This is a genomic window from Chryseobacterium mulctrae, assembly GCF_006175945.1.
Taxonomy (GTDB): Bacteria; Bacteroidota; Bacteroidia; order Flavobacteriales; family Weeksellaceae; genus Chryseobacterium; species Chryseobacterium mulctrae.
Genome location: NZ_VAJL01000001.1, coordinates 2,949,991 through 2,970,067, shown reverse-complemented (window position 1 = coordinate 2,970,067; position 20,077 = coordinate 2,949,991). Strand labels below are relative to the sequence as shown.

Below are 20,077 nucleotides of genomic sequence, written 5' to 3'. Positions count from 1 at the left end.
TTAAATGTTTTTTAAAATTTGTTTTACCAATTCTTCTACAGTAATTTCCGGAACTTGTTTCAAAATTCGATCTGCAATTTTCTCACTTGTTCGTTTAGGAATCCCTAGAACTTCTAATGCAGATAACGATTCTTCCTTCACTTTATTATTCTCAAACGAAGAAATATTACCTTCAGTATTCCCGAATTTTTGAACCTTATCCTTCAAATCGACAATAATTCTTTCGGCAGTTTTTGCCCCGATTCCCTTGGCTTTCTGAATCACAGCTCCGTTTCCGGAAAGTATTGCCGATGCAATTTCTTCAAGGCTTAAAGTTGATAATAAAATAAGTGCTGAAACTGCACCTACACCGTTTACACTTATTAAGAGATTAAACATTTCTTTTTCCAAACGGGTATGAAACCCAAAAAGCAAATGCGCATCTTCACGGATGATCTGCTGAATGAATAAAAATGTTTCTTTATTTAAAGTTAGTCTTTGAGAAGTCATGAGGCTGATTCCGACATAATATCCTATACCATTTACGTTGATTACAGCGTAAGTTGGGGTAAGCTCCTGAACGATGCCTTGTAAAGAAAATATCATTATTAAATTTTATAACTTCCAAATATAGTAATTTAAACTAAGTAATAAATTCATTTAACATAAGAATGATATTTAACTTTTTTTATCATTACAATGGCAATGATTCAGCTGGAAAACAAAAAAACTCCAAAATAATTTGGAGTTCTTGTATTATGATAAAATAAACTGATTTACTTCTTGCCTTCTCTTCTCTGCGCATCCAAAACTGCAACCGTTGCCAAGTTTACAATCTCATCAACACTTGAACGCATTTGTAAAACGTGAACCGGCTGTTTCAGTCCCATCAAGATTGGCCCGATTACTTGCGCAACCTTCATTCCTCTGATAATTTTGTAAGATAAGTTTGCAGATTCTAGATTCGGGAAGATGAATGTATTAGCTGGAGTTGTTCCTAATTTTGAGAATGGATAATCACTTAAATGATCAGAGTTCATTGCAAAATCAGGCTGAATTTCTCCATCCACAATCATTTTCGGGAATTTCTCATGAAGAATATTTACTGCTTTCGCCACTTTTTTGGAAGTATCAGAAATGGCAGAAAAGTTTTCGAAACCTAACATTGCAATTCTCGGTTCAATAGCGAATGACTTCACGGTGTGTTCTGCCATTTTAGCAATATTCACTAAATCTTCAGCGGTAGGATTTTGGTTGATCGAAGTGTCTGCGAAGAAAATAGGTTTCTTTTCAGATAAAATCATCATCATTGCCGCTACTTTATCAACCCCTTTATCTTTTTCAATTACTTCTAAAACAGGTCTTAAAGTAGAAACATAGTTTTTAGAAAAACCAATAATCAATCCGTCTGTATCACCATGTTTTAGCATCAAAGGACCAAAATAATCTCTCTGGCGAACGTATCTTTTTGCTTTATACTCGTTCATCCCTTTTCTCTGACGAAGTTTCCAAAGGGTTTCTCTGTATTTTTTTCTGTTTTCTTTCTGATCGTCATCACTAGGATCGATTATCGGAACATCAATGTTGATTCCGAAACGTTCCATTTGTTCTTTCACATATTTTTTGTCCCCTAAAAGAATAGGATGAGCAATTCCTTCTTCATATAAAATCTGTGCAGCTTTCAGAACATTATATTCTTCAGCATTACCCAAAGTAATTCTCTTAGGATTTGCTTTTGCACGGTTCTGCATCATTCTCACCAATTTCTCATCTCTTCCCATTCTGTCGAGAAGCTGAGTTTCATATTCGTCGAAATCTGTGATGGTTTTTCTTGCAACTCCACTGTCAATAGCCGCTTTTGCAACTGCACTTGATACTTTAGTAATTAATCTGTTATCAAATGGTTTTGGAATGAAATATTCTCTTCCAAACTGTAAATTCTTAACATTATAAGCAAGAATTACCGCTTCAGGAACTGGTTCTTTAGCTAAATCAGCAATTGCATGAACGGCAGCCAATTTCATTTCTTCATTAATTCCTTTTGCCTGAACATCTAAAGCACCACGGAAAATATATGGGAAACCAAGAACGTTGTTTACCTGATTAGGATAATCACTTCTTCCCGTCGCCATAATCACATCCTTTCTTGTAGAAAGTGCCAAATCATAAGCGATCTCAGGATCTGGATTTGCCAATGCAAAAACGATTGGGTTTTCGTTCATGCTGCTCAACATTTCTGGTGTCATCACGTTTCCTTTAGACAAACCAATGAAAACATCTGAACCTTTTACAGCATCTTCTAAAGTTTCAACATCTGTTTGAGCAATGAAATCTAATTTTTCAGGAGTAAGATTTTCTCTTTTATGGTTGATAACACCTTTGCTGTCGCACATCAATACGTTTTCTCTTTTTAAACCAAGAGAAATATAAAGATTGGTACAAGCAATTGCTGCAGCTCCAGCTCCATTTACCACCATTTTTACTTCTTCAATATTTTTATTGGCAATCTGAAGAGAGTTAATCAATGCTGCTGCAGAAATAATAGCTGTTCCGTGCTGATCATCGTGCATCAACGGAATATCTAATTCTTCTTTTAATTTTTGCTCAATATAAAAAGCTTCCGGAGCTTTGATATCTTCAAGGTTGATTCCCCCAAAAGTTGGAGCAATCCCTTTTACGATCTGGATAAATTTATCGGGATCTTTTTCGTCGATTTCAATATCAAAAACGTTGATGTCTGCAAAAATCTTAAACAAAAGACCTTTCCCTTCCATTACCGGTTTTGAAGCTTCAGCGCCAATGTCTCCCAAACCAAGAACTGCCGTTCCGTTTGAAATAACTGCCACCAAATTTCCTTTTCCTGTATAATCGTAAACGGTTTCAGGATTTTTTTCAATTTCCAGACAAGGAATAGCCACTCCGGGAGAATAAGCCAAAGACAAATCTCTCTGCGATGAGTGTGGCTTTGAAGGAATTACCTCAATCTTTCCTTTGGGTTCTGCTTTATGATAATCTAACGCTGCCTGACTAAAGTTTTTTTCGTCGCGGTGAGTTTTACTTGACATATAATTTTCGGTTTTTTATTTAATATGTATCAAATTAGAAGTTATAAATGTTCTTTTGTCTTAAAACAAAAGAACCAAAAATTCAAGACTGGATTTCTCCGCTAAAATTTTAAAAACTTCCTAAAATTTCCAAACTCGGGCGGAAACAATTTTTCAGATGCTGATCATATTTTCTGCCGCCACTCAAACAGTGGAAATTTCTTTACGGAATCTTTTAAAATTTCTTTACGCTGCGAACTCCTAAGTCGTTTAGAAAGTTTTATTACTTAATTTGACATTTATTTATATATTATCTTTTTTATTAAACTTATTATCTACTATAAAATATATTTAATGTGGTAATCAACCAAGCTTTCGATTGGCTTCTGTACAATGTGCCCCACATTCAAATTGAGTTCTGACGCTGCAGAACGTAAAATATTTTCGTAATAATAAGCAATAGAGCCGATAAAATTGATCTCGGCATCCTGAGATTCTTCATACGGAAGAACCTGATAATCGAAAAAGTTTTTCATCTCTTCCAAAACCATTGCCTGAAAGTAAGGATGATCTTTTCTTTCGACCACAAATTTATTGAAATTGGCTAAGTAAGCATTGGGTCTGGTTGTATGATACATGTTTTTCAATGCTTCATCAATCGTTAATCCATACATTTCTTTGAACTCAAGATGTAAATCCTGAGGAAGTTTCTGCATAAAGAATCTGCGCACCAACTGTTTTCCAATGGCGCTTCCACTTCCTTCGTCACCCATAAGATAACCTAATGAAGGAAGTTTTATCTTTAAATTTTCTCCGTCAAAATAACATGAGTTCGAACCCGTTCCCAAAATACAGACAATTGTTGGTTTCCCGTTATAAGCTGCATAAGCTGCTGCATACAAATCTTCTTTTACAATAATCTCTGCATTGGTAAAAATCTTTCCTACTTCTTCTTCTATTGTCTGGCAATTTTTTCTAACGCCACATCCTGAACCGTAGAAAAAGATTTTGGTAATTGAATTTTTTACAGATAATAAACTGTTATTTTTTTCAATTTCGGGTACAATAAGCTCTTTGCTGATAAAATTGGGGTTGAAACCAATGGTTTCGGTCTTTAAGAAAACATTTTTGAAGTCGTCCAAGATTACCCAGTCAGATTTAGTAGAACCACTATCAACAATAGCAACCATATTTCTAATTTTAAGGGGCTAAATTATGAATTTATCTTTAATTAGCCCTCAAAAACAGACACAGATACTTCCATTTATGATTAAGTTCAGTTTTTGATTTCGCTTTTATTTTGGTTATACTGTATTAGCCAGTCTTCTATCTCTTCTTCAAGATAAGTAGCCTGCATTACCATCGCGTTGATAAAATCGTCGGGTACAGGATCACCATTAGAATTTTCAAGATTCCAAAGATCATCCGACATATTTTCGTACTCTGAGTACACCCTTTTGAAACGGGTATTTTCTTTTTCCAAAACTTCAATATTTTTTTGTTGAAGCTGAAATTTTCTGTATTTGTTTTGAGATTTCATACAAATATTTAGGTTAAAGTAGTTCGTAAAACTTGTGTAAATTCTTTTCATCATGCATTACAAGATAGAAAGACCATCAACAGAAAAAGTTGAAAATGAATTTTTTATCAGGTACAGTTTCTTTTGTTCTGAAAATTAAAATTAGAAATTATTTTAACACGAAAAAAAAAAATTAACAACTTTTTTCACTGTTTAACATATAGTTATAAATTTGCGTATTATTAAAATAGATGAGAGCATTACTACTACGCCACAAACAAGTATTATTATTTATTATTGCAGGCGGCCTCAGTGCGATTGTGGAAATCGGGAGTTTCAAAATATTCAGCACCTATCTTCCACAAGCCATTTCTCAGGAACAAAATTTTCACGGAATTCATTATCCGTTAAGTAATATCTTATCGACAAGCTGCGGAATTTTATTTAATTATTTTCTGAGCATCTGGTTTGTTTTTGAGCGTGGAAAGCATTCTAAACGAAAAGAATTTGCTTACTTTATGGTAGTTTCTTTTATTTCGACCATTTTAAGTTTAAGTTTCTTCCAAATCTTTTATAGTTTTATATTTAAAGATAATATTGATTTAATTTTTTATACCTTGAGTCCGGAAATGACGAGTAAGATTGCTGCTATTTTATTGGTTTCTATTCTTAATTATTCTGTAAAGAAAAAAGTAATATTTAACGGTTGATTTGTGACTACAATTTTAAATTACCTCTGGAGATTCTGGCTGATCATATTGGCTTTTGTTCTGACTATTATTCTGGGATTACCCGTTTATATTTTATCTTTAAAGAAAAACACCTTTAAATACGCTCATGTTTTAATAAGAATCTGGTGCTACGGAATGTTTTTCGGAATGGGTTTAAGATATGAACTTATCAATCTTACCGATAAAAAAATCGACAAAAACACACAATACGTTATCATTTCAAACCATACTTCGATTATGGATATTATGCTTCCCTGCATTTTGTTCCCCAATCATCAGCTTTGTTATGTTGGAAAAAAAGAACTGGAAAAAATTCCGATTTTCGGAACTATTTATAAAAGAATCTGTGTAATGGTTGACCGAAGCAGCCCAAAAAGTCGTGCCGATGTCTACAGAAGATGCGCCAAAAAAATGGAGGAAGGCAACAGTATTGTTCTTTTTCCTGAAGGCGGTGTTCCCGATGATACCTCAATTGTTTTAGATGAATTTAAAGATGGAGCTTTTACACTTTCATCCAAACACCACTCACCTATTGCTGTTTTCACTTTTATCGGTTTGAAGGAAATGTTTCCATTTGATAATTCTAAAGGCTATCCCGGAAAAGTAAAAGTATTTTTCAACGATATTCTGGAACCAACAAACTCTCCAAGAGATTTAAAACTGTCAGCTTTTGAGACAATAAAAAAAACATTAACAGAACACAGTTAATCACATAAAAAATATATATTTGTTATTAAGAATCTATTTTTAACAAATATGTCAAAAACAACTACTCAACCTACTAATTATCCCGCACTTTATACACTGATTTTAGTGTTTTTCTTTTGGGGTTTTATTGCAGCAGGAAACAGCATTTTTATTCCTTTCTGTAAAAATTATTTTTCACTCGATCAGTTCCAGTCGCAGCTTATCGATTTTGCATTCTATACTGCATACTTTTTGGGAGCATTATTGCTTTTCATATTTAGTACAATCAAAGGCATAGACATCATTGGTAAATGGGGCTACAAAAAAAGTATTGTTTACGGTCTCCTCCTTTCCGCAATCGGAGCAGCTATTATGATCGTTGCGGTGAAAGCAAATGTTTACTACGGAATGCTAATCGGATTATTCGTTGTAGCACTGGGTTTTTCTATTCAGCAGACTGCAGCCAATCCTTTCGCTGTTTTGTTGGGAGATCCTAAAACAGGAACAAGCCGACAGAATCTTGCAGGTGGAGTCAACTCTTTTGGTACATCAATCGGACCTATCATTGTAGGTTTAGCTCTTTTCGGAACTACTGCAACGGTAGATGATGATCAGATTAAACATTTAGCTTTAGACAAAGTAATTTTATTGTATACCGCTGTTGGAGCATTGTTTTTAATTGCTGCCGGAATTTTTCATTTTTCTAAAAAATTACCTGCCGGAATTTCTACAGAACCAATGGAAAAAGCAGGCAAAGCAAGAAAGAATCTAATTGCAATGACTGTTTTGGTAATTCTTTGTTTCATCCCTGTATTTGCAAGTTATAATTCTGATGCAGCTAAAAAGATAGAAACTTTTAATGAGGAAATTACCGTTTTAGAAAACAGCAAAAAATCTGAAACCAATGTTGCTACGATAGAAAATATTCAACAAAATATTGACACTAAAAAAGCAGAATTACTGGAAGTAAAACATCCTTTAGAAAAAACAAGAATGTACTATTTAGGTGGTGCTTTATTAGCCGTAGTTCTATGTCTTGTTTATGCAAATACAAGCTCTAAGAAAAATCCGGAAGGATGGGGAGCTATGAAATATCCACAGCTTGTTTTGGGAATGCTTGCCATTCTTGCTTATGTAGGGGTAGAAGTTGCTATTGGTAGTAATTTGGGTGAACTTTTAAGTTTACCGGAATTCGGAGGACATCAGTCTTCAGATTTAGCGCCTTATATTTCGATGTATTGGGGAAGTTTAATGATCGGAAGATGGACGGGTGCGATTACCGTTTTCAACCTTAATAAGCAACAGCAAATGATTGCCACTATTGTAGTTCCATTTGTTGCCTTTTTGGTGATTATAGGAATTAATGTTATTGCACAGAAAGATATGTCTAATCTGTATTTTTATGCAATCTGTATCGTTATTCAGGTGATATTATTCCTGGTGAGTAAAAATAAACCGGCTTTAACGCTTATTATTTTTGGTCTTTTTGGTGTTATTGCAATGATTGTAGGTTTAATGACCACAGGAAATTTTGCTATTTACGCATTCTTATCCGGAGGTCTTGCATGTAGCATTATGTGGCCATCAATTTTTACTTTAGCCATTACAGGATTAGGAAAATATACCGCTCAAGGTTCTGCATTCTTGGTAATGATGATTTTGGGAGGCGGAATAATTCCTCCGTTACAAGGAAAGCTTTCTGATATTATCGGAATCCACAGCTCTTATATAATCCCGGTACTCTGCTTTGCTTATATTACCCTATTTGCTTATCTTGCAAAGAAGACCTTAAGCAAACAAGGAATTGATGTTGACGTTTTAGAATCTGAAGGTGCACATTAATACTACAAAAACATATAAAAAAAAGAGATTTTGGGCGGGTATTTTACTTGCCCAATTTCTTTTGTTCTATACTTTTTCAAAACTGAAAATTGTGGTTTCTTTTTTTGAAAAAGTATTTGAATTTCAGAAAAAAATCCATCAGCTATTATTCGCATGGATTCCTTTTTCATTTGGAGATGTACTGTATATCTTATTGGGAATTTTATTGATTTATTTAATCATCAAACTCTTTAAAAAGAAAACAAGAAGCAATGCTTTATTTAAAATATTAATTGTTTTAAATATTACTTATTTCACTTATCAGGTATTTTGGGGAATGCTTTATTTTCAGACACCAATTATTGCAAAACTTCCAAAAACTGACGTTACACTGAACGTAAGAAAAGCATTAGCTTTAGAGTATCTTGAAAAATCGAAAGCAACCAGAAAGCTCGTTAAAGAAGATAAAAACGGAGTTTTTGTCATTAAAGATTTAAATGCAATTCAGCAAGAAATATTAGATCGACAAAAAACACTTCCTAATTTTATAAGTCAAAAAGAAAGCACTACAACCAATTCATTTAAATCCAGTTTATTTGGAAAAACAATGAGTTTTACAGGGATTTTAGGATATTACAATCCTTTCACTTCAGAAGCTCAATTCAATGGTGAATTACCTTCTTCTTATCTTCTATTCACTCTTTCTCATGAAAGTTCTCATCAATTGGGATTTGCAAGAGAGCAAGAAGCGAATTTTGTAGGCTATCTGATTGGTGTACATTCAAAAAATCCTGAGCTCAGATACAGCACAGAATATTTTACTTTAAAAAGTTTATTAAATTCTATCGTTAATGAAGATGAAAAGTTTGTAAAAACTGCTTTAGAAAACTATTCTGAGGGAATGAAGCGAGACCGATTGAATGAAAGGAAATTTATAGAAGAACATCAAGGCTATCTTAATGACTTTTTTGGGTTTACCAATAATCTTTTTCTTAAAAGCAATCAGCAGGAAGGCGCAATTACTTATTCTTATTTCATTGACCTTTTAGTACGCTACAAAAGCATGTTTACTCCATAAAAAAAGAATCGTATCAGGCGATACGATTCTAAAAACACAAATGATGAAAAAAAATTTATTACCTTGACTTGTTCCCTCATTCAAGGCACTGTAAAAGTACGATTTTTTTTTAAAATTCAAAATACCACCCCCTATTTTATATAACTTTTATGAAAATTTTATGATTTGAGACTTCTTAGATCTATATTTCTCTCGCAATTATGATTTACAGATTAATTAAAAAGATTGATTATAAAAGTATTATATGAAACATATTATTTCTAAAATAAAAAATAATTTAAAAACAAGGAAATAATTTTACACCCAAAATTTTAACTATTTTTAATATTTTTATTGCCTCATAAAAAAAGTATACTATTTGCCTTGATAGAATAATCAAGTCGGACATTAACAGCTATCAGAATCACACTTTTATATCTTAACTCTCATTTGGGTGTTGTATGTGTTACAAGATTATAAATGACATAAAACTTGTTCCCTTATTATTGATTTTATTTTACTATAAAATATTTTAAATCAGAAGGAAGGGATAATAAAGTTAAACAAATTAAGAAATAGAAACTCTCTGAGCTTGGAAACTGATTCCCAAATTGCTATTTTACGTTTTGCGCAAAAAAAAACCGCAATCAATGATTGCGGTTTAATATTGTAGCGAAGACGGGAATTGAACCCGTGACCTCAGGGTTATGAATCCTGCGCTCTAACCAACTGAGCTACCTCGCCTTTTTGGTGGTGCAAATATAGAAAATATTTACTAACCTCCAAAATTATTTTAGCTTAAAATATTCTAAAACATCCCCGACATGATTGGGCTTACTGATAATCTTATTGTTAGCATCTAAAATAAAATACGTTGGTGTTGCATGAATATTATAAATTTCGGCAAAAGAACTGTTCCATCCTTTCAATTCCGAATCATTGATCCAAGGAAATGCAGCAATTTTAGTTGTATAAGCATTTTTATCAGTATCTAGCGACATTCCGATTATCTGAATATTTTTTGCCTGTAAATCTTTGTATTTAGTTAAAAGCTGTGGCAATTCATTTTCACAATGCGAACAGGTTGAAGACCAAAAAACAATCACTTTTTTATCAGCTTTCACGTCAGCAATCGACTTAGCATTGGTGTTTACTGCAGAATGGAATTTATAAGCAGGAAAAACAGCACCAATATCTATAGCCGCGTTAGATTGTATGGTAGACGCCAAACGATCATTAATTGTACACTTTAAACCCTTTGCAAGGGTGAGATATTTAGTTTTAAAATCACTCATATCATACACATCAAAGATATCAATCAGTTCAGAAAGCACAGTTTGTCCTCTAGGTGTTTCAACATTTAATTTATTAATCAAAGTATCTACAGAAGCATTGACATTAGTGTTGCCACCCACATTAAGATAAGATACAAGAATTGGACGTAAAAGAGACGAACTCTCCAACATATCATTTGATTTGTCTATAAAACTGACAATCTCTTCCTGGGTGACTTTCTTTGCAGGATTATTGGAAAGAAATTTATTATAATTGGTATTATAATAATAAACAAACTGGTGTTTCGTCTGATCGATACTATTTGCGCCGGACAGTTTACCCATCTCACTGATTAATGCTTTCCCGAACTCTGTATTGTCTTTATAATACTCTTTAATCTGAACTAACGCAGGAAGAATAATTTCTTTTTTCTGAGAAGATTCCTGAATAGCATTCATCAGCTCATTAGATTCATCCTGATAAATTACATTTTGTATTTTATTTGCTTTTGTTTCAAGTTGAATGTTAATATTTTTGTTTTCAGAAATAAAACTCACAGAATTATTGGTATTTGGAAAATACACTTTCATCATTCCAGAATAATTCTTGGGGTATTTGAAAGTCCAGACATTTCCTTTACTTTTTTCTTTGGTAACAATAATATCTTTAGAACCGTTTAATGTATACAAAACAGCTTCTTGCTCATTAAAATCCGGTTGCGACTGAATATTTACAGAAAACTGCGCTTTAATAGAAAATGCCAACAGCATTCCTGATAATACAAGTATCTTTTTCATAATGTAAAAATAAAAAAACTCTCCGACTAATCAGAGAGTTTCAAATATTTTAATATAATTTTTATATTTTCTGTACCTTGTATTTTTTAGCAAAATAAAAAATTATTAAAATTGCTAAGATTACTAGAATATAAACGTACATATCAATTGGTGAAGCCACCCGTCCCGGTCCTGTTGTTCCTGGTACGCCCGGGGCCGTTCCGCCTCCTGGAGGAGTTGTTCCTGGCTGACCATAGGCAAAGGCTGATAAGAAAACTAATACTGAGGGAAGTATAAATTTATTAATCTTTTTCATATTTGCTATTTAAGTATTTTTGTATTAACCATTTCACCGCTGTCAGCAACTATTTTCACTAAATAAGAATTTTTAATAGAACCATCCAGTTCAATTACAAAATCTTTTGAAGCGCTAACATCTTTTTTAGAAATAATTAACTTACCACTCATATCATAAACCTGAATATCAGCTTTTTTCCAGTTAGGATCAAATCTCACAATATAATTTGTTATTTCAGGATTATAAACAACAACCGTACGCGATGGTTTTGTATTAACATTTTCTGTATTCAATACAGAGCTTGAGCTTGGCTCACCATAGTAAAGATCATATTCTGCATGGGTGACACTTGTAGTTGCCCCTTGATTAATCGGCTGTAAAGTTCCATTTTGTGCTTTATAGTAGAAACCAATCCCGGTAGACAATTGGTGAGTTCCATTTGCCACCAATACAGCATTTTCTCTAACTTCAAATTTATATGATTTAGCTCGGTTTAAATCATAATTTACCAATTTAATATTTTTTCCTAAAAAATTAGTCTCATTTGCTTCATTAATATATAACCAATAAGAGTTTGTATAATTCATGTCGTACCCTCCATTAGGTGCCTCTTCATAGGTATTTATTAAATCTGTAGAATACCCTACAATCTGTGTCTTAGAATCTGCAGAATGACCAGTAGTACCATTAGGATAAACCACATAATAAGTTCTACCTACCTCATTGCCATCACCATCAAGTGCAATTATTCCTAATTGTTTAACGGTTCCTGTAGTAGTATTTTTTGCAGCTGCAACATTATAATTTGTAGACTCAGTTCTTGGTAAATAATTAAATCTTCTTAGAGATCTAAAATCAAATGCTTTATCGGGCCCCGTTACGTTATCATTTAATTTCATAACAAAAGTTCCGAAGGGTCTAATCATTACATAATCTACATCACCAGTAGGTGCTCCAGCATTAAAAGTAATACTTTTATATGTACCTGTACTACCACTACCACTAGAAGAAGTATACTGTACACCTGAAGGCTCTACTCTTACTGCATATAATTGACTCAAATTATTATTATCGGTTGTGCCTGTATTTTCAGAATAGGCAATATTTCTCAAATCAAGATTAGTAAGAAACGGATTTGAGAACTGATATATATTTTTACCAAAATCCCCAGCCCAATACTGACCACCTGAACCTATTTCATAAGGATCATGCAAATATGAATTATAATATTCATTATACTGATTCACTCCGTAGCCTCCGTTACCAAAATTAGCACCAGCACCACCATCGTGTAAATTTAAAGTTAAATTTACATCACTATCTGAAAAAGGTCTTCCTTTTATTGTTCTAGTTTGCGTGTTTGCATCTAATCCTAACCCTCCTATCATTAAATATGTAGTTGACGGTAATGAAGTTCCAAATTTAGAGTTTAAACTGGTTACTGATTTTGATACTGCCGCAAAATTGTCGTAAAACAAAATTTCGTTTTTTGAATACCTCGTTGTATTAAACGTCTTACCTAATTCAGCACTCAGAGTGGAAATTGTTTTGTCATAAAATGGAATTCCCATTTGTTGATAATCTCCTTGCCTTATCTGTCTATACTCTTGATCTACAATACCAGTAATGTTACCTTGCGGAATCCCAGATATATATAACTGACCATATGTATATCTTTTAGATTCATCTACAGCAGGAGTTGATAAATCATCTGGAATGTTATGTAAAGCAAAATTATTTTCTTGATTAAGCTTATTTACAAAATTCCCACCACCATCAGCTTCCAACTTATTATCGTCTGATGCATTAATAGTTTTGAAAGAGTCCGTACTAGTTCCAACCACCATGAAGTTACCATGATTTTCAATGCTGCCAGTAGCTTTCATTTGCAAACCACCTCCGTTATATACTAATGTACCTTGGCTTACATACATTTTAGCTGCAGTATCAACATGCATAAGTATATTCTGCGCCTGAACAGAAAGACTTATAGCTAAAAGCCCTATAGTTAATAAATTTTTTTTCATTGTCGTATATTGTTTTTTGTGTTAAAAAAAATATTCGCTGTAAAGATATGACTTTTTTCTAAAAAAAAAGTAAAATCACTTAATAATCAAAATATTATCTTTTGTAAGAACAATCTCATCCTGCTCTCCTACCGTAAACATGTAGTCTTCTAATACTTTTTCAGTAGTTCCTCGTAAGCCTCTAGCGCCCAAACCTTTCTCCATAGTTTCGTCAACAATCATTTCTACAGCTTCGTCCGTGAATACCAATTTTGTGCCGTCCATTTTAAAAAGTTCCACAAATTGGTTGATAATAGAATTTTTAGGTTCTTTCATAATTCTTATCATTGTCTCTTTAGTTAACTTTTCGAGATAAGTGATAATTGGAAATCTTCCTAAAAGCTCAGGAATTAATCCAAATGAACGAAGATCGATTGCATTAATATTTGTTAAAACATATTCATCTTCTTCTACATTATTGATCTTTTCAGCACTGAAACCAATCGCCTGCTTATTCATTCTTCTTTCGATGATCTCTTTAATACCATCAAAAGCACCTCCTGCAATAAATAAAATATTTTGTGTATTTACCTGGATATATTTTTGATCAGGATGCTTTCTTCCCCCTTGTGGAGGAACATTCACGATGCTTCCCTCTAAAAGCTTCAACAAACCTTGTTGAACACCTTCACCAGAAACATCTCTCGTAAGACTCGGATTATCAGATTTTCTGGCAATTTTATCAATCTCATCAATAAAAACAATTCCTTTTTCTGCTTTTTCTACATCATAATCTGCAACCATCAAAAGTCTTGAAAGAATACTTTCAACATCTTCGCCCACATATCCTGCTTCCGTTAAAATAGTTGCATCAACAATACAGAAAGGAACATTAAGTTCTTTGGCAATAGTTTTTGCCAAAAGCGTTTTTCCAGTTCCTGTTTCACCAATCATTATAATGTTTGATTTCTCAAGCTCTACTTCCCTGTTTTCGTCTTTTGCATGGAGCAATCTTTTATAATGATTGTATACCGCAATTGAAAGCTGTTTTTTTGCCTGATCCTGCCCGATCACGTATTTATTTAAAAACTCTTTTATTTGTTTTGGTTTTTTAAGTTCGTCAATAGATTCAGCCGGTGAAAATCCCGCTGGTGAAACTGTATCTTTTACAATTGAATGCGCCTGCTCAATGCAGTTTTCACAAATAAAACCATTCTGCCCAGAAATCAGCATTTGTACTTCATTTCTTTTCTTACCACAGAAAGAACATTGGTTTGAATTCATCTCTATATAAAGTATATTATTAAAGAAAATCGTAAAAAATTTCTTTTTTACGACCTTCTATTATTGTTAAGAATTAATTATTGAATTTTGAATTTCGGAATATTCTTCCGCAGAAAGTTTCAGTCTTTCGTTTCTGAAATTCATATCCTCCATTTTATTCAATGGGATCAAATGAATATGAGCATGAGGAACTTCTAACCCCACAACTGCAACACCCACTCTTATACAAGGGATTGCATTTTTCACTTTTTTAGCAACCGTTTGTGCAAAAGCCCAAAGATTTTTGTATTCTTCGCTTTCCATGTCAAAAATAAGATCTACTTCTTTTTTAGGAATTACCAAAGTGTGACCTTTTACCAAAGGCATTGCATCTAGGAATGCTACAAAGTTTTCATCTTCTGCAATTTTATAAGCAGGAATTTCTCCGTTGATGATTTTTGTGAAAATTGAACTCATATTTAAAATTTAAATTCAGTTTACAAAGTTATGTCTAAAACCTGAAAAGACAATTTGTTACCGTTTGGAAGAACAATCTCTGCAGTTTCGCCAACTACTTTACCTAGTAAACCTTTTGCAATAGGTGTGTTTACAGAAATCTTTCCAGACTTCAAGTCACTTTCATTATCGGGAACCAAAGTGAAAACCTGCTCTTTTTTCGTATCGTTATTCAAAAGTTTTATTGTTGTAAGAATTGAAACTTTAGAAGTATCCAATTGTGTTTCATCAATTATTTTAGAAGTAGTCACAACGTCTTTTAGTTTAGAAATTCTCATTTCCAACATTCCTTGCGCCTCTTTGGCTGCATCATATTCTGCGTTTTCAGACAAGTCGCCTTTATCTCTTGCTTCTGCAATCTGTTGAGTGATTTTTGGTCTCTCAATTTTTTCTAATTGTTCAAGCTCGGCTTTCATTTTATCTAAACCTTCCTTGGTTACATAGCTTGCCATAATATTTTATTTTAGTTTTAGTATAAAAAAAATTATCCGACATTTGCCGGACAATGTTTTTGTTTATTAATCGTTATTGTTTTACAAATATATAAAAATTTATATTCAAATGAAAAAAACTTTTTCAACCCTTACAATTCTCACCTTTCTGATATTCAGTTTTTTAAATATAAATTCTTGCAGCAGCCGTGAAGATACTGTAAGTTGTTTTCCTAATTCTACAATCAATGTAAATTTAAATCTGAACCTTGCAGCTTATAACAACCTTAACTTTGTGGGACAGCCAATTTACATCGACGAACAGCAATCCGGAACAAGAGGATTAATTGTTGTGAGAACCGTCGACAATCCTGCTACGTTTAAAGTTTATGATAGAAATGCACCTCATCTTTGTCCCGACACCAATACTACTTTAGAAATAAAAAACGGCACCAGTATTTTTTGCCCAAAAGATAATGCCACATGGATTCTGATAACCGGACAGCCAACTGCTGTGGCTAATCTTCCTCCTAAAACTTATTTTTGGAACTATGACGCCGCAACAAAAAATTTAAGTTTATATAATTAATGAAAGCAGTAATACAAAGAGTTTCTGAAGCCTCTGTAAAAGTAGGCGGAAATGTTGTTGGGAAAATAAAAACCGGCTTTATGCTTCTGATCGGGATTGACGAAAGCGACGAAAAGACAGATGCTGACTGGCTTGTACAGAAAATATTAAACCTTAGAATTTTTGGCGACGAAAACGACAAACTCAACTTATCTATTAAGGATATTAAGGGAGAGATTTTGTGCATCAGTCAATTTACTTTAATTGCAGATTACAAAAAAGGCAATCGCCCATCATTTATAAAAGCAGCAAAACCTGATAAAGCCATTCCGCTTTTCGAGTATTTCAAGGAAGAACTCTCCAAATCAGATTTAAGAATTGAAAGTGGAATTTTCGGAGCAGATATGAAAGTTTCGTTAACGAACGACGGACCTGTAACGATTGTAATGGATAGTCTTACAAAACAATAATAATCCCTAACTACACAATAATTGTCTATTTCTAATAAATTTCTATCATTCAATAGAAGCAAACTATAAAATCAACAACAAAACCGCAACAAAACCCTCAAATAATCCGTATAAATACGGATATGTTTAAAAATTAACATTAATAACTATTTTTTTTTGAATTCATAGTGTTTTTTTTGTTTACCTTTATGTAACCAAAACTAAATAACTATGAAAAACTGCTATCTTCTTGTAATCCTTTTTATAATGGGTTACAATATAAATGCACAAGTGGGTATTAATACAAGTAATCCCAAATCGACATTACATGTTCAAAAAAGACCTGAGCTTACTTTTGCAGACGGTATTATTCCTCCAAGAATTTCCGGAGATTCCCTTAGATTAAAAGAAGCCGCCTACACAGCAGCTCAAAACGGAGCGATTGTTTATGTAACAAGTCCAGCAACAACGACAGGCCCCAAAACAAATGGTGTTACAAGTGATGGTTTATTTATTTACGATGCCGTTACTAATAATTCAAGTGGAAATCCAGGTCTTTGGTTTAAGTTACCAACTACGGCAAGTAGCGGCACTGCCGGTGATGTGCCTATTCTGCAAAATTTACTAGTAGTTTTAATTTATTAGGACTAACACTTGGAGCAAGTGGTCAAAAGCTTCTCAGTTTATCAGCTACTACATCAACCGGAAGTGCAGGTACCACAACTGTTCAAGTTCCGTCTACAGCTATGAATGCTGGGATATACACCGTGCCATCCACTGGTTTATATCAGATTAATTATAGTTATAAAGAAGGTTCGGGAGCCAATGTAAGTCTACTTACTAGTTCGGGTGTAGTAATAACCAGAACTCCTTTTGGATCAAGCACGCCCGCCATTTTAGAATCCCAAACATTTGGAGGCGTCAGTGTTGCACTTATTCTTACAGTAAGTATAACTCAAACTCAGATAAGTCACGTTTACAGTCTAACTGCTGGTGATCAAATTCAATTCGGGGTAAATAGATCCGCTGTATTAACTGCAGACGTAGCGAATGTTGTTGAAGCAAGTATCTCAATTTACAAAATTAGGTAACACAAATTCTTTATATGACAAAAGCTTTCTTACAATCTAAGAAAGCTTTTGATGTTTATGTTAAAACGTTTATCTTACCGGAACGCTGCTAAAGTTTAATGCAACTTTCAGATTCATATCAGAGCTTGTCTGATTTTTAAGTTCATAAACCGTTCTTACTGTTAAGCCTGAACTTTTTACTACAGAATCAAGAAAACCTGTATCATTATTTAAATCTAAATTTAAACTTGATGAATTGGTATCAATAGCCGATCTTGAAGCGACTAATTTTTCACCGGTTCCATTTGAGGAGATATAGATTTTTATAGATTTCAAAGCGCTTAGATTGCCGCCACTTGGTGAAGCTACAGAAATTTTAGCATCTGAAATTCTTACATCTTTAATCTGCGCATTGTTGTTTCCGCCCACCCAAGTCTGCACATTGGATGCAGTGGCAGTAGAAGAAACTTCTTTATCTGCAGGAACTCCTGTAGATACCAAAACATTGGTTGTGTACGGAAATGTATTTTGTACAATCGACTGTACCGCACCACAACTCGTCAAAGCGATGGATGATACTATTGCTAATGAAAATATATTTTTCATAATATTAAAATTTGAAAATTACATTTGCATAAACTATACCAATTTATTCTATTCTTACAGAAAAACGACCCACATTATCACCATCTGCCATTAGATTTTTTCCGATGATAAGCCAAACTTCACCTTTACCTAAAATTTTATAAGAAATTTCTCTTCCAAAAGGTCCGTCGTATTTTCCGTCAGGTGTTTTAATTTGATTAAAACGAATATTCATATTATTATTTTCAGGAATAATGTTCGCTTTCAACTGATCTTTCTTGTAGTTTGCAATTCTCACAACTACTTTTTGAATTTTATCTGTAAATTCACATTCTAAGGTAGAAGGAAGTTTCTCGCCGTCAACCAATTTTACGGTTTCGCCATTTTTCTTGCTTACATTCTCATCAGATTTTGTATTTACTGATTGTAAGGTGTCATTTTTTACTTTAGCATTAGTAGAATCAACTTGTAAAGCATTTGAAGACTGCTCAGAAACAATCACCGAATCTGCCTTATTTTCCTGTGAAGGAACTGCTTTTTTACATGACACAATCAATAAAAGACTTGCTAATAAAACTGAATTTTTCATAACAATTTATTTTTGAATAGTTTCATAATAAAGGATTTTAGATAAAAACGTTGGCGAAATACCTAACTTAGTTTTTTCTAAAATCTTTTTTTTAAGGTCAACATCGTTTTTCTCCTCAGCATATTTTAAAAGATATTTTTCATTAAAATTAATCGAGTTGATATGATAATCGACCACAAAATCGGGACGTTTCATATTTTGAGAGGTAATAATCCCTCCCCAATTTATAAAACTGCATACTAAAACCATTCCATAAAAACACCAGCTCATCGAGTTGAAAAGAAATGCGTTTTTCTTTTTAAACTGAATTTTGTAAAAGGTAAGAACCAAACCAATCAATGATAAAAGCAGAAAAGCGTAAACACCAAGTCTTTTGTAGGTAAAGCCATAGCTTGTAATGTATTCTGTATTTGTCAACATTGCCGAAAAAATTAAAACTACATTTAAGAAAAGCCAAACTTTGGCAAGCAACCTTAATAAACCAGATTTAGAATCAAAATTAAATGCCGATTTAAAATAAAACATCATTACCAAAATCACCATAATAATAGAAAATATGAGTGAAACTACTCGTTCATGAGTTTCCTCAGAGAGTTGATTCGGAGTTTTTGTTACCTCATAAAACTGTTCGTAGTTGTAAATTACAATAAAGAAAACAAGCAGAATATTTAGCAATACCAAAGAAATTACTCCACTCATTCGTTCTGTATCGAGATCAAGAAAAGAAAAAGTAGATTTCGGAGTTTGCTCATTTTTCTGAAAATTGTTATCAAGAAAATGATGTTGCTTATATAGAAACTTTTCAACTGCAAAGTTCCAGAAATTAAAAGCGATGAAAAACCCAAAAATACTAAGCCTAAAAATCTGCCAAAAATCAAAATCGAACTCATATTCGTTAAAAACTCCTGCAAAATGGTCGCTCACTCCTGCATAAATACCGAAAAATACCAATACAAAAATTAAAGGAACAATGACGAAAGCAAATATTTTCTGAAACAGATTCGGAATATTTTTTTTGGGCAACCAATCGCCAAAGCTAAAAACCCGACAAATGAATGTAAAAAAATTGATCACAAATACAGGAACAAGAAAAAGACTTTTCATTCTTCTGTTTCTTGACCGGAAAGAAAGCAGCAAAAGTGAAACGACTAATGCCAGAAACGAGCTAAAATCGGCGAACCATGCAAAAGCAATACTCGACGAAATTCCTGCCGCAAAAAGGAGAAAGAAAGTTTTGCTGCGGTTTCTTTCCGGGGTTTTAATAAGCGTTAAAACTGAGTACAAAACGCCTAAAATACCAAGATTCAGACCTACATCTTCGTTATAAAACAAAACGATAAATGCGATGGTGCTAAGAAATATATAGTGATGTGTTTTCATGAGTTTGAGATTAAGGTTAAGGTTAAAGTTGAG

Annotated in this window: 20 protein-coding genes and 1 tRNA gene; 7 read left to right on the top strand and 14 right to left on the bottom strand. The window is 33.1% G+C overall.

The features are described from left to right. The 4 genes from ruvA to FDY99_RS13670 all read right to left on the bottom strand — a co-directional run bounded on the left by ruvA (window position 1) and on the right by FDY99_RS13670 (window position 4,563). Window positions 1-585, bottom strand: a complete 585-nt coding sequence (ruvA, locus tag FDY99_RS13685) for a Holliday junction branch migration protein RuvA (RefSeq protein WP_139422222.1) — start codon at window positions 583-585, stop codon at window positions 1-3. Window positions 586-755: 170 nt separating this feature from the next. Beyond that, window positions 756-3,044 carry an NADP-dependent malic enzyme gene (locus FDY99_RS13680; RefSeq protein WP_139422220.1) on the bottom strand — a complete coding sequence of 763 codons (2,289 nt, stop codon included), beginning with the start codon at window positions 3,042-3,044 and terminating at the stop codon, window positions 756-758. 317 nt (window positions 3,045-3,361) lie between these two features. Further along, window positions 3,362-4,213, bottom strand: coding sequence for an ATPase (locus tag FDY99_RS13675; protein WP_115951341.1), 852 nt, complete (start codon window positions 4,211-4,213; stop codon window positions 3,362-3,364). Between the two features lie 86 nt (window positions 4,214-4,299). Continuing rightward, window positions 4,300-4,563: a hypothetical protein gene (locus tag FDY99_RS13670; RefSeq protein WP_074231938.1), complete on the bottom strand. Its 264-nt coding sequence runs from the start codon at window positions 4,561-4,563 to the stop codon at window positions 4,300-4,302. 230 nt (window positions 4,564-4,793) lie between these two features. On the opposite strand from FDY99_RS13670, the gene FDY99_RS13665 reads away from it, so the two are divergent. The 4 genes from FDY99_RS13665 (at window position 4,794) to FDY99_RS13650 (ending at window position 8,859) form a co-directional block, all read left to right on the top strand. Then, window positions 4,794-5,252, top strand: a complete 459-nt coding sequence (locus tag FDY99_RS13665; RefSeq protein WP_074231939.1) for a GtrA family protein — start codon at window positions 4,794-4,796, stop codon at window positions 5,250-5,252. A gap of 3 nt (window positions 5,253-5,255) precedes the next feature. Then, window positions 5,256-5,981, top strand: coding sequence for a lysophospholipid acyltransferase family protein (locus FDY99_RS13660; protein WP_139422218.1), 726 nt, complete (start codon window positions 5,256-5,258; stop codon window positions 5,979-5,981). Window positions 5,982-6,029: 48 nt separating this feature from the next. Next, window positions 6,030-7,802 (top strand): MFS transporter, encoded by a 1,773-nt coding sequence (locus FDY99_RS13655; RefSeq protein WP_074231940.1) that lies wholly within the window; start codon window positions 6,030-6,032, stop codon window positions 7,800-7,802. A gap of 91 nt (window positions 7,803-7,893) precedes the next feature. After that, window positions 7,894-8,859 (top strand): DUF3810 domain-containing protein, encoded by a 966-nt coding sequence (locus FDY99_RS13650; protein ID WP_228448795.1) that lies wholly within the window; start codon window positions 7,894-7,896, stop codon window positions 8,857-8,859. 649 nt (window positions 8,860-9,508) lie between these two features. Here the strand turns inward: FDY99_RS13650 and FDY99_RS13645 are convergent. The 7 genes from FDY99_RS13645 to greA all read right to left on the bottom strand — a co-directional run bounded on the left by FDY99_RS13645 (window position 9,509) and on the right by greA (window position 15,424). Beyond that, window positions 9,509-9,582 (bottom strand) — tRNA-Met (locus tag FDY99_RS13645). Window positions 9,583-9,626: 44 nt separating this feature from the next. Then, window positions 9,627-10,910 carry a peroxiredoxin family protein gene (locus FDY99_RS13640; RefSeq protein WP_139422216.1) on the bottom strand — a complete coding sequence of 428 codons (1,284 nt, stop codon included), beginning with the start codon at window positions 10,908-10,910 and terminating at the stop codon, window positions 9,627-9,629. Window positions 10,911-10,971: 61 nt separating this feature from the next. Continuing rightward, window positions 10,972-11,205, bottom strand: a complete 234-nt coding sequence (locus FDY99_RS23215; RefSeq protein WP_185148730.1) for a signal peptidase — start codon at window positions 11,203-11,205, stop codon at window positions 10,972-10,974. Window positions 11,206-11,210: 5 nt separating this feature from the next. Beyond that, window positions 11,211-13,214, bottom strand: a complete 2,004-nt coding sequence (locus FDY99_RS13630; RefSeq protein WP_139422214.1) for a T9SS type A sorting domain-containing protein — start codon at window positions 13,212-13,214, stop codon at window positions 11,211-11,213. Between the two features lie 75 nt (window positions 13,215-13,289). Then, window positions 13,290-14,477, bottom strand: a complete 1,188-nt coding sequence (gene clpX, locus FDY99_RS13625; RefSeq protein WP_139422212.1) for an ATP-dependent Clp protease ATP-binding subunit ClpX — start codon at window positions 14,475-14,477, stop codon at window positions 13,290-13,292. Window positions 14,478-14,543: 66 nt separating this feature from the next. After that, entirely contained in the window at window positions 14,544-14,933 is a 390-nt protein-coding gene (locus FDY99_RS13620; protein ID WP_139422210.1) for an HIT family protein, read from the bottom strand. A gap of 20 nt (window positions 14,934-14,953) precedes the next feature. Continuing rightward, entirely contained in the window at window positions 14,954-15,424 is a 471-nt protein-coding gene (gene greA, locus FDY99_RS13615; protein WP_074231949.1) for a transcription elongation factor GreA, read from the bottom strand. A gap of 109 nt (window positions 15,425-15,533) precedes the next feature. Between greA and FDY99_RS13610 the strand changes: the two genes are divergently transcribed. From FDY99_RS13610 to FDY99_RS13600, 3 genes are all read left to right on the top strand, one after another. Beyond that, window positions 15,534-15,992, top strand: a complete 459-nt coding sequence (locus FDY99_RS13610; RefSeq protein ID WP_102981166.1) for a hypothetical protein — start codon at window positions 15,534-15,536, stop codon at window positions 15,990-15,992. Further along, entirely contained in the window at window positions 15,992-16,441 is a 450-nt protein-coding gene (gene dtd, locus FDY99_RS13605; protein ID WP_139422209.1) for a D-aminoacyl-tRNA deacylase, read from the top strand. The genes FDY99_RS13610 and dtd overlap by 1 nt, the downstream gene beginning before the upstream one ends. A gap of 210 nt (window positions 16,442-16,651) precedes the next feature. Further along, on the top strand, window positions 16,652-17,065 hold the full coding sequence (locus FDY99_RS13600) for a hypothetical protein (protein ID WP_139422206.1): 414 nt from the start codon (window positions 16,652-16,654) through the stop codon (window positions 17,063-17,065). A 515-nt stretch (window positions 17,066-17,580) separates the two neighbouring features. On the opposite strand, the gene FDY99_RS13595 is transcribed toward FDY99_RS13600, so the two are convergent. From FDY99_RS13595 to FDY99_RS13585, 3 genes are read right to left on the bottom strand one after another with little or no spacing between them, the layout of a single operon-like run. After that, window positions 17,581-18,096 carry a hypothetical protein gene (locus FDY99_RS13595; protein ID WP_074231952.1) on the bottom strand — a complete coding sequence of 172 codons (516 nt, stop codon included), beginning with the start codon at window positions 18,094-18,096 and terminating at the stop codon, window positions 17,581-17,583. Window positions 18,097-18,139: 43 nt separating this feature from the next. Continuing rightward, on the bottom strand, window positions 18,140-18,664 hold the full coding sequence (locus FDY99_RS13590) for a hypothetical protein (RefSeq protein WP_139422205.1): 525 nt from the start codon (window positions 18,662-18,664) through the stop codon (window positions 18,140-18,142). Between the two features lie 6 nt (window positions 18,665-18,670). Beyond that, on the bottom strand, window positions 18,671-20,044 hold the full coding sequence (locus FDY99_RS13585; RefSeq protein WP_139422203.1) for a DUF4153 domain-containing protein: 1,374 nt from the start codon (window positions 20,042-20,044) through the stop codon (window positions 18,671-18,673). Window positions 20,045-20,077 lie beyond the last annotated feature (33 nt).